This is a genomic window from Aquimarina aggregata (assembly GCF_001632745.1).
GTDB classification, from domain to species: domain Bacteria; phylum Bacteroidota; class Bacteroidia; order Flavobacteriales; family Flavobacteriaceae; genus Aquimarina; species Aquimarina aggregata.
The window spans coordinates 1-16363 of the sequence record NZ_LQRT01000017.1; the positions used below are offsets into that span (position 1 = coordinate 1).

17 protein-coding genes are annotated in these 16363 nt (G+C 31.8%); 11 read left to right on the plus strand and 6 right to left on the minus strand.

Features of this window, described 5'->3' with window-relative positions; genetic code table 11:
- The coding region (locus tag AWE51_RS15000) for a hypothetical protein (RefSeq protein WP_198403831.1) at nucleotides 1-1335 on the minus strand (1335 nt) is incomplete at its 3' end.
- 208 nt (nucleotides 1336-1543) lie between these two features.
- On the opposite strand from AWE51_RS15000, the gene AWE51_RS15005 reads away from it, so the two are divergent.
- The 4 genes from AWE51_RS15005 (at nucleotide 1544) to AWE51_RS15020 (ending at nucleotide 4258) form a co-directional block, all read left to right on the plus strand.
- Entirely contained in the window at nucleotides 1544-2485 is a 942-nt protein-coding gene (locus tag AWE51_RS15005; protein WP_066314868.1) for a 2-hydroxyacid dehydrogenase, read from the plus strand.
- Nucleotides 2479-3102 (plus strand): HD domain-containing protein, encoded by a 624-nt coding sequence (locus AWE51_RS15010; protein WP_066314871.1) that lies wholly within the window; start codon nucleotides 2479-2481, stop codon nucleotides 3100-3102. The genes AWE51_RS15005 and AWE51_RS15010 overlap by 7 nt, the downstream gene beginning before the upstream one ends.
- Before the next feature lie 25 nt (nucleotides 3103-3127).
- Nucleotides 3128-3544 carry a response regulator transcription factor gene (locus AWE51_RS27190; RefSeq protein ID WP_066314875.1) on the plus strand — a complete coding sequence of 139 codons (417 nt, stop codon included), beginning with the start codon at nucleotides 3128-3130 and terminating at the stop codon, nucleotides 3542-3544.
- Nucleotides 3545-3736: 192 nt separating this feature from the next.
- Nucleotides 3737-4258, plus strand: coding sequence for a DUF4199 domain-containing protein (locus tag AWE51_RS15020; protein WP_066314877.1), 522 nt, complete (start codon nucleotides 3737-3739; stop codon nucleotides 4256-4258).
- Between the two features lie 95 nt (nucleotides 4259-4353).
- Here AWE51_RS15020 and AWE51_RS15025 read toward each other — a convergent pair whose 3' ends face one another.
- The 3 genes from AWE51_RS15025 to AWE51_RS15035 all read right to left on the minus strand — a co-directional run bounded on the left by AWE51_RS15025 (nucleotide 4354) and on the right by AWE51_RS15035 (nucleotide 10743).
- Entirely contained in the window at nucleotides 4354-6750 is a 2397-nt protein-coding gene (locus tag AWE51_RS15025) for a trypsin-like peptidase domain-containing protein (RefSeq protein WP_198403832.1), read from the minus strand.
- Nucleotides 6751-6844: 94 nt separating this feature from the next.
- The gene (locus tag AWE51_RS15030; RefSeq protein ID WP_066314883.1) at nucleotides 6845-7831 is read right to left on the minus strand and encodes a hypothetical protein; all 987 of its coding nucleotides are present in this window, start codon (nucleotides 7829-7831) and stop codon (nucleotides 6845-6847) included.
- A gap of 335 nt (nucleotides 7832-8166) precedes the next feature.
- The gene (locus tag AWE51_RS15035; RefSeq protein WP_066314887.1) at nucleotides 8167-10743 is read right to left on the minus strand and encodes a ligand-binding sensor domain-containing protein; all 2577 of its coding nucleotides are present in this window, start codon (nucleotides 10741-10743) and stop codon (nucleotides 8167-8169) included.
- A gap of 217 nt (nucleotides 10744-10960) precedes the next feature.
- Here AWE51_RS15035 and AWE51_RS15040 point away from each other — a divergent pair, with 217 nt between their 5' ends.
- The 7 genes from AWE51_RS15040 to AWE51_RS15070 all read left to right on the plus strand — a co-directional run bounded on the left by AWE51_RS15040 (nucleotide 10961) and on the right by AWE51_RS15070 (nucleotide 14185).
- On the plus strand, nucleotides 10961-11419 hold the full coding sequence (locus AWE51_RS15040; RefSeq protein ID WP_066314889.1) for a DUF1801 domain-containing protein: 459 nt from the start codon (nucleotides 10961-10963) through the stop codon (nucleotides 11417-11419).
- A 13-nt stretch (nucleotides 11420-11432) separates the two neighbouring features.
- Nucleotides 11433-11819, plus strand: coding sequence for a VOC family protein (locus AWE51_RS15045; RefSeq protein ID WP_066314890.1), 387 nt, complete (start codon nucleotides 11433-11435; stop codon nucleotides 11817-11819).
- A 62-nt stretch (nucleotides 11820-11881) separates the two neighbouring features.
- A complete protein-coding gene (locus AWE51_RS15050) occupies nucleotides 11882-12268 on the plus strand; it encodes a TM2 domain-containing protein (protein WP_066314892.1) in 387 nt (128 codons plus the stop codon).
- Nucleotides 12269-12359: 91 nt separating this feature from the next.
- Nucleotides 12360-12683 carry an ArsR/SmtB family transcription factor gene (locus AWE51_RS15055; protein WP_066314895.1) on the plus strand — a complete coding sequence of 108 codons (324 nt, stop codon included), beginning with the start codon at nucleotides 12360-12362 and terminating at the stop codon, nucleotides 12681-12683.
- 35 nt (nucleotides 12684-12718) lie between these two features.
- The gene (locus tag AWE51_RS15060; RefSeq protein WP_066314897.1) at nucleotides 12719-13207 is read left to right on the plus strand and encodes a DUF6428 family protein; all 489 of its coding nucleotides are present in this window, start codon (nucleotides 12719-12721) and stop codon (nucleotides 13205-13207) included.
- Entirely contained in the window at nucleotides 13207-13704 is a 498-nt protein-coding gene (locus tag AWE51_RS15065; RefSeq protein ID WP_066314930.1) for a GNAT family N-acetyltransferase, read from the plus strand. The genes AWE51_RS15060 and AWE51_RS15065 overlap by 1 nt, the downstream gene beginning before the upstream one ends.
- 55 nt (nucleotides 13705-13759) lie before the next feature.
- On the plus strand, nucleotides 13760-14185 hold the full coding sequence (locus AWE51_RS15070) for an arsenate reductase ArsC (protein ID WP_066314900.1): 426 nt from the start codon (nucleotides 13760-13762) through the stop codon (nucleotides 14183-14185).
- A gap of 69 nt (nucleotides 14186-14254) precedes the next feature.
- Here AWE51_RS15070 and AWE51_RS15075 read toward each other — a convergent pair whose 3' ends face one another.
- On the minus strand, nucleotides 14255-15070 hold the full coding sequence (locus tag AWE51_RS15075) for a mechanosensitive ion channel family protein (RefSeq protein ID WP_066314902.1): 816 nt from the start codon (nucleotides 15068-15070) through the stop codon (nucleotides 14255-14257).
- A 73-nt stretch (nucleotides 15071-15143) separates the two neighbouring features.
- Nucleotides 15144-16349, minus strand: coding sequence for a mechanosensitive ion channel family protein (locus tag AWE51_RS15080; protein WP_066314903.1), 1206 nt, complete (start codon nucleotides 16347-16349; stop codon nucleotides 15144-15146).
- Nucleotides 16350-16363: the final 14 nt, after the last annotated feature.

Here is a 16363-nt window from a genome sequence, read left to right on the forward strand (position 1 = left end):
ACTTAAAGTATTTGTAGCTAATGAAAGTTCCTGACTATCTGTATTATCTAGGTAATCTGAAAGATCCACAGTGGTAGCGTCATTACTTAAACTTAGCACATTGTCAGAAAGATCAAGGTTTTGCGCATCAGTATTGTCTAAAAAGTTCGACAGATCAATAGTATTTGTCCCTCCAGAAATACTTAAAGTATTTGTAGCTAATGAAAGTTCCTGACTATCTGTATTATCGAGGTAATCTGAAAGATCCACAGTGGTAGCGTCATTACTCAAACTTAGCACATTGTCAGAAAGATCAAGGTCTTGCGCATCGGTATTATCCATAAATCCAGAAAAATCAATAGTTTTTGTAGCTTCTCCATCTCTTTCCAACGATAATTCTAACGTATTACCATCTAGTTCAAAAACATCTACGGTTTGATCATCTGTATTATCTAGATATTTAGATAAATCTACGGTAGAAGCATCATTGGATACACTTAGTGTATTACCAGAAAGTTCTAAATCCTGAGCGTCTGTATCCGTTTTCCATTCGTCACCATTCCATAGGTATAGTTTATTCTCTTCGCTATCGTATACCATCATCCCATTTTCGTTAGTATCCAAACTTGTACCAAAAGTAGTTCGTTGATCTGTAGTCATTCTATTGATCAAAAGTCCTTGATCGGTTGCTTTTAAATCTATAGAAGCATCAGCATTAATGTTTGGAAAGCCATTCCCACTAAAACCAATACCTACATTACCGTTTCTTCCCAGAGAAAATGTATTTGTTGGTGTATTGGGTTGAATTTTAAAGGGAAGTTTACTTCCATTAGTAACATCTCTTATAAAAAAATTAGTTTCATTTCCAGCAACATCCCAAGCTTGGGTGCCAAAACCACCATTCTGTCCTAAACGAATAGTAGGAGTATCATTATCCAAAATATTAAGTTCTATGGCTCCAGGGCTATTGGTTCCTATACCAATATTTCCATTATCAGCAATTCGAAACGCATTATTCGGTGCTCCCGCATCTATTCTAAACGGTTTTTTACCTCCAGTCGCATCATCTATTGAAAAATAATTATCTCCTCCATTACTACTATCATTAAAAGTAAATCGCCAGTCATTAGAAGGGAATGAGCTACTGCTTGATGAAGTATCGTTAAACAGCATTCTAAGATTGTCTTCACTCATTACAAAAGTGTCAAAACCAAAGCTGTATCCATTCTGGGCACTACCACCGATTTGCATAGAACCTTTTGCTATCACATCACCATTAAAAAATTGATTTTGTCCAAATATTGGCGAAATAGAAATACTTAATATTAAAAAAGTAAAGTGTAGTTGTTTTTTCATTTATTAAGGGGTTTTCAAAAAATTTATTTAGGCGGCAAAAATAAATATTCACCTAAGATTAGGATATAGGTAGCCCTACTTATTTATGTACGCAGCAAAACCTAATGAAAAACAGGAAAATCTTAAATTTTTCAAAAATTATAAGAAGATATCTCATTGTTATAACCAAAGCTAGTATATTAAGTATTTTTGCATATTAACATACCATATGAAAATACTTCACCTAGACACCAATCATACCATATTACTTGATCAACTTAATGCTTTAGGCTTTCAAAATGACGAAGATTATACTTCTACAAAAGAAGAAATCGAATCCAAAATTGCAACCTATGATGGGATTATTATCAGAAGTCGTTTTGCAATTGATAAAACTTTTCTAGATAAAGCTAAAAGCCTAAAATTTATTGGTCGTGTTGGTGCTGGACTAGAGAATATCGACACTCAATATGCTTCAGCACAAGGCATACAACTATTTAATGCCCCAGAAGGAAATCGCAATGCAGTTGGTGAACATACCCTAGGGATGATTTTATCATTGTTTAATAAGTTAAATCAAGGAAATCAAAGTGTTCGAGATGGACAATGGTTACGAGAAACACACCGTGGAATAGAACTCGACGGCAAAACTGTTGGTATTATCGGTTATGGAAATATGGGAAGAGCTTTTGCAAAAAAATTGCGGGGATTTAATGTAGAAGTTATTTGTTATGATATTCTCGAAGATATTGAGGATAGTAATGCAACACAAGTAGAGCTACAGGAGCTTTTTGAAAAGACTGATGTTTTAAGTTTGCACACTCCCGAAACTCCGAAAACAATTGGCATGATTAACAAAGCATTCATTACCAAGTTTAAAAAGCCATTTTGGCTTATTAATACCGCCCGAGGTAAAAGTGTTGTCACCAAGGATTTAGTTGAAGCCTTGACTCAAAAAAAAATACTGGGAGCTGGATTAGATGTTCTAGAATATGAAAAATCCTCTTTTGAAAATCTTTTTACTTCAAAAAAGGAAATGCCAGATGCCTTTGCAAAATTGCTTAAAATGGATAATGTTATATTAAGTCCTCATGTAGCTGGATGGACTGTTGAATCCAAAGAAAAGCTCGCACAAACTATTGTAGATAAAATCAAAACTAAGTTTTGTTAAAAGACATTTTCATATCATTACTTTCTAAATATAGCACAGATCCAATATACATTGAATCTTTATGGAAAGAGATTGAAAAAAAACATACTTCAAAAAGGAGATATTACCATAATCTTACTCATTTAGAACATATCTATTATTACTTAATTGAAATCAAAGATGAGATTCAAGATTGGGATATGGTATTATTTGCTTTGTTTTATCATGATTACATATATGACGTTCTCAAAAAAGATAACGAAGAACAAAGTGCAATTAAAGCAGTGTCCGTATTAAACTCTTTAACAACAATTAAAAAAGAACGAATCAAAACATGTGAAGAGATCATATTGGCTACCAAAGGGCACAATATTTCTAATAATCAAGACATAAACTATTTTACCGATGCAGATCTTTCTATTTTAGGTGCTGATCAAGAAAACTATAAAATCTATACTCAAAATGTACGCAAAGAGTATAAATATTATCCTGATTTTATGTATCAAAGAGGAAGAATCAAAGTACTACATCATTTTAAAGAAATGTCCAGAATCTATAAAACTGAACATTTCTTTAAAAAATTCGAAACTCAAGCAAAAAGTAATCTTTTACGAGAAATTAATTTACTGTCCAAGTAAATTTCAGTTTTACTATTTTTATGGTGTGAAGAAGACTATTTTAATTTTTGGAAGCTTAGTGCTAGCCTTACTAGCATTATTTCAAATTAGTAAATATACTATCGCTACAGGAAATTCGTCTGTAGAAACTGTTATTGCCATTATTGCCTTAGTATTTTTTGGTATTGGAATTATGATCAATAAAAGAATACTTCATAAAGACCAAAAACCTATTCAAGAAATTGACTATAACAAAATCAAAGAAATTGGCTTAAGTAAACGAGAATATGAAGTTCTATGTGAGATCGCTATCGGCTTATCAAACAAAGAGATCGCAGAAAAACTTTTTGTTTCTGAGAACACTATTAAAACACATGTCTCTAATGTACTATTAAAACTAGATGCTAAACGGCGTACACAAGCTATTCAAATTGCCAAAAAACTTCAAATTCTAGAGCAATAACCACCAAATCATACTAAAGTAGAATACAATTTATCTATTTATATTTCTTGTTTTTGACTTGTACGATAGAATCTTCAATTATTATTATTTTTAACATGAACTCGATTATTATGGCTTATTTCATACTTTAGTATGAGTTCTTTATACCTATCAAAATTTACTTTTGACAACAAATAATAAATATATAGTAAAATGAAAAAAGTCGTTATTAAGTATGGTTTATTAAGTGCTGCAAGCATATGCGTTTTAGCTTTAGCAGGATGGTTTTTAGGTAAAAGTCTAGACTATTCTATACAAGAAGTCATAGGGTATGCTGGCATGATCATCTCCTTGTTATTTGTATTTTTTGGGATAAAATTTTATCGAGATAACGAGAATGGGGGTATTGTTTCTTTTGGCAAAGCATTACTAATCGGCATACTAATTACCTTAATCGCAGCATTAGCATTTGGGATATTAGACGTGATCTATATTAAATATATTAATCCGGATTTTATGGCTGAGTACTATGCACATTACATTCAGGAAATAAAAAACACTCTTCCTGAAGCAGAATTTAAAATAGAATTAGCAAAATTAGAGTCGCAAAAAGAATTGTTTTCAAACATCTTTATGAATTTCTTTCTCATGTTTGCTACTGTTCTTATTATTGGATTTATCATCTCATTGATTTCGGCAGTACTTCTACAACGTAAACCAGCTGCGGATAATTAACATAAAACGGTAAAACAAAAAACCCGTATTGATATGATATCAATACGGGTTTAAAATAATGCAAATAGATTACCCCCAATCTAACTATTAAAACATTATTTTCTAACTAATTTGACTGACTTATGACTTCCATCTGAATATAGTAACTGTACCATATATAACCCTTTAGGAAAATTTGACACATCAACATCTATTTGATTTGTTCCTGATTTTATAAAAATTTGTTTTTGAATTAATGTCTTACCATGTGCTCCATAAATGATCATGCCTAATTGAGCATTCATTTTTGAATTGATCATTAATGAAGTTGTTGTAGATGCAGGATTAGGACTCAATATTACTTTTTCAATTTCATCAATGGTTTTAACTTTTACAAAAGTTTCTTCCTCTTCTGTTAAGTCCTCATTAGTAGATCGAAGCGCTGGAGCTGAGCAATAAGCTTTTAACACCTGGGAATTTTTATCATATAAAGCAACATCGGCAATCATTGATCTTGAGCGATCTACAGGAAGGCTATAAAGAACACTTCCATTTTTTATGAAATTGACGACACTCCCTTTACGCTCTACCCTTACGATATCTCCTTGAGCGTATTTACCTAATTCTGAATTACTAGTAATTTGGTTGGCTCTTTGAAAAATTACAATATTCCCACCTCTAAATCTGGACATGTATAAATTAAAATCTATCGTATTCCAAGTAGCATTTGTATTGCTATAAGAAAGGCCAAACATAACATCCGTACTTGCGTTTCCGATAGTCATCTCAATATATCCATCTTGATTTGCTGGTATTCGATTTATAGAAGCAGCACCTCCGTTCCATCCAGTACCCGATGTTTTAGTTAAGTTATTTTGGTTTACCGATACGTTTACAGCATCTGTCCAACTAATTGGATAACGATTCGGAGCCGGAGCTGAGCAATATGCCTTAAGTACTTGTGAGTTTTTATCATACAAAGCCACATCTGCAATAAGTGATCTTGATCGATCTACAGGAAGACTATATAAGATGTTTCCATTTCTTTTGAAATTTACAACACTTCCTTTACGCTCTACTCTTACCACATCTCCTCGATTATATTTTCCTAATTCTGAGTTACTAGTAATTTGAGTCCCTCTTTGAAATATTACAATATTTCCTCCTCTGAATCTGGACATGTATAAATTAAAATCTAGCGTATTCCAGCTGGCGTTTGTATTACTATAAGAAAGGCCAAACATTACATCGGTACTTGGATTTCCAACTGTCATTTCTATAAACCCATCTCGATTTGCAGGAATAACATTGGTCGAAGCAGCTCCTGCATTCCAACCTGTATTAGATGTTTTAGTTAAGTTATTTTGGTTCACCGATACATTTACGGCATCTGTCCAACTAATTGGATAACGGGTACCACTGTTAGATAATCCTAATGCATTCCAGAATCCTGTTACTGTAGCTCTGATCCCCATATTAGATCCGCCAGACGAACTACACCCCCCATAACCATGTACACCGACAGCACTACCAGTGGCTTCGTCTACAATAGGGCTTCCAGAATTTCCACCTGTTGTATCTGTAGAATATCTCACAAAACTATTATTCACAGAGGATAGTGGACCTGTATGGGTTTGTTGACTTTGATTATCTCTACCTGAGTCTGTACCAAAACCAGATATTCTTATCGTATTGCCTGGGTTATTTCTAACTACATTAAAAGCTTTTCCTTGTGCTCGTATGGGAGTCAATCCAGTTACTGAATTTGATGAAGCGGTAAATACTGCCCAATCATTTACTTGAGAGGGACTTCCTGGATATGGAGATACAAAATTTCCTATTGGATATTGATCTTGTGGTGATGGATGAACAATACTTCCATTCGTATTTGATTTTGGAACATTAAATTCGATAATTTGAGCACGACTACCAACACAGTGCCCCGAAGTAACTAATTTCCCATTAGAAACAATCCATCCGGTACATCCTATCGGTACAATTCTACCAATTGCTCGATCTGATGACGATACCCGGTCGTCGTTAGGTCCACAAATTGATTCTGGATTTTTGGTAGTCGACTCCCCAATACTTAACTCATGTATTTTAAAGCTATCTAATATTTTGCTAGAATCACTATTGAGCGTTACAATTACCGAATCACCATTAAAATATGCGCTACTGTTATTCCATTCATTTAATGTTTCTGCTTTTAAAACTTGACTAGCCCCATCTAAAACTGAAGTGATAGTTATCGAACTATTTTTGTCAAGTTGCACGTCGGTAAAAAAAAGTCGAAGCCAAGTTGCGCCTTTTTCAGTAATGGTTTTTGAAATAACATTTGATCCGTTTTTACTCAAGTCGGTATTTTTATCAAATGTCATATCAACATTTTTAGAGTGTCTCGGCAATTCATCCTGTCCATATTGAAGAACTGGCAATAAAAACAAAAAGCAAATCAAAATGAGTTTAACACCTTTGAATATCAAGGCATGTTGGTTGTAATTGTGTAACATTTTAAAAGGTTTTAAGGTTAAAGAATATAATCGAAAAATTAGCATAGAAGCGATCAATGTGTAGATGATCACTTCTATACTTAATTCTAGAGATTTAAAAAACGATATCGCATCGTTCATAATTACCATCATCACACGTACATTCATGTATTGATGACAACGAATTTATTTGAAAACTACAGTTTGCATTAACACAGAAATCGAATGTATATGCTTCTCTTCCGTCATCGGTTCTCCATCCACTATCTTCATTTACATTTATTGGAGGAGATGGGATACCATTAAAGTATTGAGTATACGTTCCATTAAGTCTTAATCTTAAGCGCTGGGTTTTATTTCTCCACCAGATTCTTGCAGATCTCTTTTGGTGTTTGGTTCTTGCTCCAGCTCCAGAATAAAAGGGCCCAATATTAGTAGTCCATTGCTCACCTTTAAGACGTTTTCTTTTCTTTTTCCAATATCGTTTTGTACAATCTCTATCTGCCTTAGTTTGTAATTCTCCTGCATCAAATTGGAAATAATTGTGTGTCACAGAAAAACTCTCGATATTATTTGATTTTAATGAATTCTTCATTTCAAGATCATCTATCGACTTTAAAATATCTAAGTTACTTTTATCAACTTTATAAAGCTTATTGTATCTAATTTTATACGCAGAAGCACCTACTTGTACAAGACCTTCTTCATTCACTATGGTAGCCAAAACCAAATCGTCTATGTTCATTCTAGCTTCAATTTCCCCATCGGCTTCAGTAAAAGTTACAAGGTTTTCAAATCCTGAATTAGAATTATTCTTAGACATAGTTTCTATATCATTTTCAGAAATATTTTCAAATGCAGTTCGCATTGAAACGAAGGTTGAGAATTGAGATTCCCATTGATCTAGATTACTTTGATTTTTCATTAAGTATTCAATCGTATTTTCAAAAGAAGCTTGAGTTTCAAAAGTTAGAGTTCCTTCATTTACTTCAATTTTTTGGATAGTTCCCGAATCCTGTTCTAATTCTTCTCGGTTACAGGAATAAAATATTCCCACAACGGCAAGCGAGATGAATAATAAGAGCTGTTTTTGTGCAATCATTTGTTTAAATTTTAAAAGTTTATATTGATTTTAAGATGTAATGAATTTGAATTAGCATTGTATTTCAAATCACAATCTAAAGATATAGCTACCCTTTACAAGCAATGCTTCAAACACTATAACTTGTGATAAGACACAAATAAAAAGTGACAATCTAATTTTGAACTGGGACGAATTAGGTGCGAAAAGTGACGAGTTTTTTGCCAAAGAAAAACACAAAATATTTCTTTTATTTTTTTATTAAATCACTCATAAACAAAGAGATAAATTACCCCAATTACTTTACGGGATAACATTTAAAAAGAGAATTATTTACGAGCGTATCGAAATCAAATTTATAATATAATTTTGTCTAAATTTTCTTTATACTTATTACTCACAGGAATCTTTTGATCATCTATCATTACATATTTATGATTTTTTTGATCTATTTTATCAATGCGCACGACATATGATCTATGGACTCTAATATATTCTAACGGATCAGGCATTTTTTTTTCAAAACTGCCAATTTTTTCTCTTACCAAATACATTTTTTCTTGAGTATATATTTCCAAGTAATTACCAGCAGATTTCATAAATAAAATAGTAGAGGTATCTAATCGGACTTCGACACCCGATTCTTTAATATTAATTATGTGTTTTTCTCCTTTTATTTTTTTTAAAGTAAGGCGTAAAAACTCACGAATAATATCTTTATTGTATTGTAGTACATTAAACCTAAAAAAGCTGTAGATAATTAATATGATACCTAATGAAACCAAACTATAAAACCACCATACTTTCCAAAATGGTTTTTGAATACTAATTTGCAAATAACGACTTTCTGAGTTCCAAGTTTTATTACCACCCTTTGTTTGTATTTCAAAAGTGTATGTTCCAGGGTTTAAATCAATATACCTAACTTCTTTATTTTTTGTGCTGTTCCATTGTTTCTCTTTATTAAGAAGACGATAGCGATACATAATATTATTTGCATTCTTAAATGATATTGCACTGTACCCAATCGCAATTGTATTTTGATTATATGATAAACGATGTAGTGTATCAAAATCATGCATTTCTACATTATTTACCATTACACTATTTATTCGAAGCCAATCCCTATTAGTAATTTGATTGGTGCGCTCTATTGTTTTTTTAGGAACAGAGTACAAGCCGTCTTTTGTAGCCACCCAAATGGTGTCCTTTAGTAGTTCTATATCATTTACCTCATTAGTGGGTAAGCCATCTTTATATGAAAATCCTGATATTGAATAGTTTTTTAAATCATTATTAAATAGTATTCTGTTAAAACCATTATTAGTCGCTACATAAACTTCCCGTTCTCTAGGCACATATACCTGTGTAGTGGAGTTACTGGTTAATCCATTTTCGGTACTTATAGTAAAAACGGTATCCTTATCTTTTATAATTAACCCCGCTCCCATAGTTGCTAAATAATATCTATCACCCTTTTTATCAATATCATCAATTCTATAAGACAGTAATGGGTTTTTCTTTCCTAAATCGTACAGTGAATCTTTTTTATGATGAAATAAACCTGATAAAGTTGCCAGATAATAACCATCGTCTGCATGTGAGATATCAAAAATTTTCTTTTTAAAACCTTCTTTCGTTCTACAAAAAACCGAATCTTTCTCGTATTCAAATATTTGTTTCCCTATCATTAAAGGAGGATAATTAACATTATCTGATAAAGCGTTTATTCGCATATTGTTAGTAATAACATCAATTTTTTCGGCGCTAGACTTTAACAAAAATGGAGTTGATTGAAATAACAACGTGCTATCTCGTTTATAATATTGTACTCTTACTTTATTATGCAAAAGATCATAAGGAGGTTTCCAAAAAAGACTAAGGTTATTATTTCTTTTTTTGTATAACTCCCCATGATTATATCCAACATATAGCTCTCCTTTATTATTAGCTGTTAAAGAATGGATATTCTGATTTTTGTTAGTAATTGGATAGTTTTTTACTGTTGGGTTTTTTATATAAAAAACACCTGAATCTATAGTAGTTAACCATAATCCTCCCTCGTGATCTTTTAATATTTTTGTAACAGACTCTTTAGGTAACAAGTGACTGGACAATTTCCCATTATAATCATAAATCTTAAGTCCTCCTTGCTCTAACCCTACCCAAAAATGATTCTCGTCATATTCACCAGCAATTAAAATATTTTGTTCGCTTACAAGAACTTGTTTAAGTTTATGCAAAGTATTAAAGAGGTAAATCTTGTTATTTACTATAGTTACAATTTGATCTTTATTAGAGTTATAAATAGTATCGTAATACCACCCATAATTAGAAATCTCTATAGTATGTGCATTAAGTTCGTTATCACCTACACTTTTATTTGTAATATATGTATAATTAGGATATTCGATCTCTGTTTTTAGAAACATGGGACCTTGAGTATCTGTAATTTTATTCTCGAAATACCCATTCTCATGCAGTATTACATATCCAGCAAGTCCTTTAAAATTTATGAAAACATCACACTGATCATTAACTTTAATAGAATTAAATGTATAATTTCCGGGTATGTTATTTAATAAACTATTGTAAGTGTAGGGGGAGAATTCTCTTTTGTCAGGGTCATAAAAAAATAACTTTTTATTATAAGTAGAACATAAGATGGTACCGTCATTTTGTTCGTAAAAATTAAATACAACGGGATCTGTAATTCCATCTTTGGTGGTATACTTTTTAAACGTATACCCATCATAACTAGTTAAACCACGATCAGTAGCAAACCATAAAAAACCATTGTTATCTTGGGTTATATCGTATACTTCAGAACTACTTAAGCCATCAGAGGTATTAAAATTTTTATAAATATAATCTTGCGCTTGCGAAACAATACAAATGAATAAGAATCCGATTACTAAATTCTTTCTCAACATATGGATATGATTTAAACTTCACTGACCACATATCCACTAACAAAAATACAAGCACATAACATTAACAACATCCATTTTAACATAAACTTTTGTTTTAATTTAAATTACTTATTTTAAACATACCTAAGTAATCATATAAGTATCTCATTAGTAGATTTTCTACTTAAGATTAACATCAAATAAGCTATATTTAAATCATAATCAAAAGATCAATATTATGCAATATGAAGCTAAAACTCCAGACGAATATATTGCCGCTATTCCAGAAGAACGAAGATCGGTAATGAACTCATTAAGAAAAGTAATTAAGGATAATTTACCCAAAGGATTTTCTGAAGAAATAAACTACAAAATGATTGGATATGTAGTACCACATAGTTTATATCCTAGCGGCTATCACTGCGATCCCCAATTGCCATTACCCTTTATGAATATTGCATCACAAAAAAACTTTATAGCAGTATATCATAGTGGTATTTATGCTAGTCCAGAATTAATGGATTGGTTTGTAAGTGAATATCCCAAACACGTCAAAACAAAACTAGATATGGGTAAAAGTTGTATTAGATTTAAAAAGATAGATCAAATACCTATGAAACTTATCGGTGAACTTGCTACTAAAATGACTCCCGAAGAGTGGATTAATACCTACGAATCAAATATAAAGAAGAAATAAACACAATCAGATTATGAAAAAAAGAGTAACAGGTATTGGTGGAATATTTTTTAAATCAACCGATCCTAAAAAGACCAAAGATTGGTATAAAAATCATTTAGGATTTAATACTGATGACTATGGCTGTACATTTTGGTGGAAAGATAAAGCAGGTAATGATTGCTCTACCCAATGGAGTCCTTTTAAAGAAGATACCACATATTTTGCTCCTAGCAAAAAAGAGTTCATGATGAATTTTAGAGTAGAAAACTTAACCGAACTACTTAAAACACTTAAAGAAGAAGGAGTTACTGTAATCGATAAAGTCGAAGAATATGAATACGGTAAATTTGGTTGGATTATAGACCCAGAAGGAAACAAAATAGAACTTTGGGAACCTATAGATAAAGCTTTTTTATAATGAATCTAATTTAGAAAGTTTTTTTTCGTATTTTTCTAGACGTTAATCATTATTTAAACAACATGAGTGAAGAAAACAACAATTTGGGAGATGACATCAAAAAAGGAGCTGAAGAAGCTGCTGAAACCGTTAAAGATAGCGCCAACGATTTTGCCGAAGGAGCTAAAGAGATACTAAACTCTCAAGATAACAAGAAAATTTTAGCTGGTATTCTAGCAATATTTTTAGGTAGTTTAGGGGTCCATAAATTTATTTTAGGATACCAAAAAGAAGGGTTTATCCTATTAGGGATATCCGTTGCTGCCTATATATTATCTTGTTTAGCTGTAGGGTTACTTTTCATTTGGATTCCAAGTGTTATTGGTTTAATTGAAGGTATTATATACCTAACAAAATCTGACGAAGAATTTTATCAAACGTACCAAGTAGGTAAAAAACCTTGGTTCTAAACTATAAAAACAACTTAAAAGCCAGAAAAATTATATTCTGGCTTTTTTATTCTATTTTATTATCGTAATATTGCGATATATAAATATTAAAATGGGAATTACTAAAACTCAAATATTTGATAAAAAGCAAAATGAGCTTGCCCAATTTTTTAAAATATTAGGCCACCCTGCTCGAATTGCAATACTTCAACACATTAGCACTCAAAATTCGTGCATATGCAATGATCTTGTTGAAGAAATTGGATTAGCTCAAGCCACAATCTCTCAACACCTTAAAGAACTAAAAAGCATTGGATTATTAAAAGGCGAAATTGAAGGCAAAAGCATGTGCTATTGCATTGATATTGATCGTTGGAAAGAATTGCAAAAATTATTAAATGGATTTTTTAATACTACAAAAGAAAATTGTTGCTAATAAGACAAATTAATACATATTTAAAAAATAGTACTATGAATACATCAGATTTTATAACATTACTAGCAGAACATCAAGGTAAATCTTTATTATTTGAGTATGCTCCTGGTATGCTAGTAGGAACGAATTATCACATAACCGAAGTTAAACATACTACAGTCGACGCTGTAGATTGTGGTGGTAATATTGATGCCTGGAAAGAAACTGTAATTCAACTTTGGGAAAGTCCAAGTGAATTAGGAAAACCAAATTACATGAGCGCCTATAAGGCATTAGGTATCCTTAAAAAAGTAGGTACAATGAAAGCTTATGATATGGAAGCGCCTGTAAAAATAGAGTACGGTAATTCTATGTTTCATACAGCGCAATTGCACGTTGCGGATTTTGCTATTAAAGAAGGGCAACTTATTCTTAAACTTACAGTGCATCCAACAGATTGCAAAGCAAAAGAGACATGTGGAGTCCCAGAAACAAATGAAGCAGAGGTTACTGGATCTTGTGCTCCAGGTAGCGGTTGTTGTTAATGGTTTCGAATATCAAAATAGCGTATTTTAATCAAAATGATTGGTCGCAAATTGCTACCATCTATAAAGAGGGAATCGATACAGGTATCGCTACTTTTGAAACCCAGATACCCACTTGGGAACAATGGAATATTGCTCACATAACATCTTGTAGAATCAAAGCTGTTTTGCATGATAAAGTAGTAGGCTGGGCAGCATTGACTCCTACTTCAAAAAGAGAGGTGTACAAAGGTGTTGCAGAAGTTAGCATTTATATAACATCAAAATGTAGAAATTTAGGAGTAGGAAAACTACTTTTATCCCAGTTGATTAATGAAAGTGAAAAACATGGTTTCTGGACGTTACAAGCAAGTGTTTTTAGTTTGAACATCCCAAGTATTAATTTACATAAATCTCTTGGGTTTAGAGAAATTGGATATCGAGAAAAAGTAGGTAAGCTGGATAATATTTGGTATGACAATACCATTCTGGAACGACGTAGTACATTAATTATATAACCACATAAACACCACAAATTCTCATTTTATTTGAGAATAATTAAAAGTAAAATTCATGAATATTTTAGTATTATGCACCGGAAATTCGTGCAGAAGTCAAATGGCCGAAGGGTATTTAAAGCATTTTGCAAAAGACAATGCCAAAATCTATAGTGCCGGAGTAGAGACCCATGGCGTAAACCCAAGGGCAATAGCCATTATGAAAGAAGATAACATTGATATAACTAATCATACATCAAATAATCTGGAAGAGTATTTAGATGTTAATTTTGACTATATATTAACTGTTTGTGATAATGCCAAAGAGAGATGCCCGTTTTTTCCTGGTAAGGCAGAACGTTTACACTATAATTTCTTTGATCCATCAAAAATAGAAGGTACAGAAGAAGAAATCCATGCTGCTTTTGAAAAAACCAGAAACGAAATCAAAACGTATTGTCAAGATTTTGTAACCAAAAATGTTCTAAGAGCATCACATTAGTAAAATTACTGTACATAAAAAAAGTTCTTAGAAATCTAAGAACTTTTTTTATACATGGTTAATATATTACTACCCTTGTTTATGTATTTCTACAGAATGTGGATAAGGAATTTCTATACCCGCTTTATCTAGAGCAGTCTTACAATTTTCTAAAGAAGCAAAATACACATCCCAATAATCTTCAGGTCTACAAAAAGGACGTACTGCCAGATCAACAGAACTATCTCCTAAATTACTAACATTAACAGATGGGGCTGGTTCCTTAAGTACTTTTGGATCATTCATTAAAATTTCTAGCAATGTATCTTTTGCTTTCTTAATATCTTCACCATACCCAATACCAACGGTAAGATCTACACGCATCAAGCCTTCTGCTGTATAATTTACTATATTACCATTAGCCATTGCCCCATTAGGCACAATAGCCAGTTTATTTTGTGGAGTCACCAGTTTAGTTGTGAAAATTTCAATTTCTTTAACTGCACCTAAAACACCTTGTGCTTCAATCAGGTCTCCAATTTTATAAGGTTTAAAAATCATAATGAGTACTCCTCCTGCAAAATTTGAAAGGGATCCTTGTAATGCTAACCCAATTGCCAATCCAGCAGCAGCTATTACAGCAGCAAAGGTAGTTACATCAACACCTAAACGTGATATAACTATGATTATTAAAAATATTTTGAGTGCCCAAGAAGTTAAATTTAGTAGAAATTTTTGAAGTGATTCGTCATATTTGGTTTTATTAAAAACCTTAGTAAGGGCTTTTAACACCTTCTTGATAATCCAAGAACCTACGATATAAATTAAAATTGCTGTAAGTAATTTTGGACCAAATTCTTTGGCTAATTCGATTCCATAATTAATCCATTCTTGTGCTTTTTCCATGAGTTTAATCTTTATTATAATTTATTAAATTTAAAATATGTGTTCCCAAAATAAGGTTAAGTGATGAAGTCTTCTAATTAACTTTAAAACCTGGTTTTATGTAATTTTGAGGAATATTTTCTGGCGGAACAGTTAATACATTACCATCTCGAATTGCCTGATAGTGCGGAGATAGGATTTCTATACCTGCATGATGTAATTCATCCTTAAGATTTTCATGCAACATAGAATATATTAAAGCCGATTTTTCTGGGTTTTTGGTATATACATTTATTTCGTAATTAACGTAAAAATCATCTAGGCTTTTTATTAGAACAAAAGGAACAGGATCAGACAAAATAAGATCTGTTTTCTTTGCTCCCTCGATTAATGCCTTTACCACATCGTTACCCGTAACATCATACCCTATCGTAACCGATGTATGCAAAATGATTCCGACATCTTCTGCATTTTTCGTAAAATTGGTAATATGATTTCCTAGAATAGATGAGTTAGGAATTGTGATATCCAAATTTTTAATAGTTTTTACTCTGGTAACCAATAGGCTTCGTTCTGTAATATCACCTATCGTATCTCCTATTTTAACCCTATCCCCTACTTTAAAAGGACGCATGTATGTAATTACAATTCCTGCAACAATATTTGATATAGCAGAGGTGGATCCAAGTGAAAAAAGTATTCCAAAAAAGATTGAAACTCCTTTAAAAGCAGGTGAATCTGAACCTGGTATATAAGGAAAAACTATAATTAACGCAAAAGCAATGATAACCACTCTTAATAAGTTAAATGTAGGACGTGCCCAATCTGCATGAAAACCATCTAGTCTAACGGCTTCTCTCTCCAGTTCTGTAGTTAAATACTTTAAAAACTTAAGTAAGTATTTAGTAACAAAAAAGATAACAACAATGAAAAACAAGTTAGGTATAAACCCTATCAAACCTTCATAAAGGAACAATAGTGGTTTTTTTATGTACCCAATAACAATATCTGCATACTTCTTTGTTTGAGGGACCAAACTAAATAGAAAAGGAAGATAAAGAATTAGAAAAGTAATACTAATAGTGATACGCAATAGTCTTAGAAAAAAACTAAGAATATGTCTTTCTCTTCTTGGTGTGATAAACCTAAAAAACTGGGCAAACTTAGTATTACTAAAAAAAATATTATTTTCTAACTTACTAATCTTACTTTGTAACCACTTAAATAATTTCTTAATTAGAAAAAGGAAAAAAATAATACCCAGTAAAGCAATAGCAAAATAGATATATTGCGTAATCATTTTTAAATCTTTTG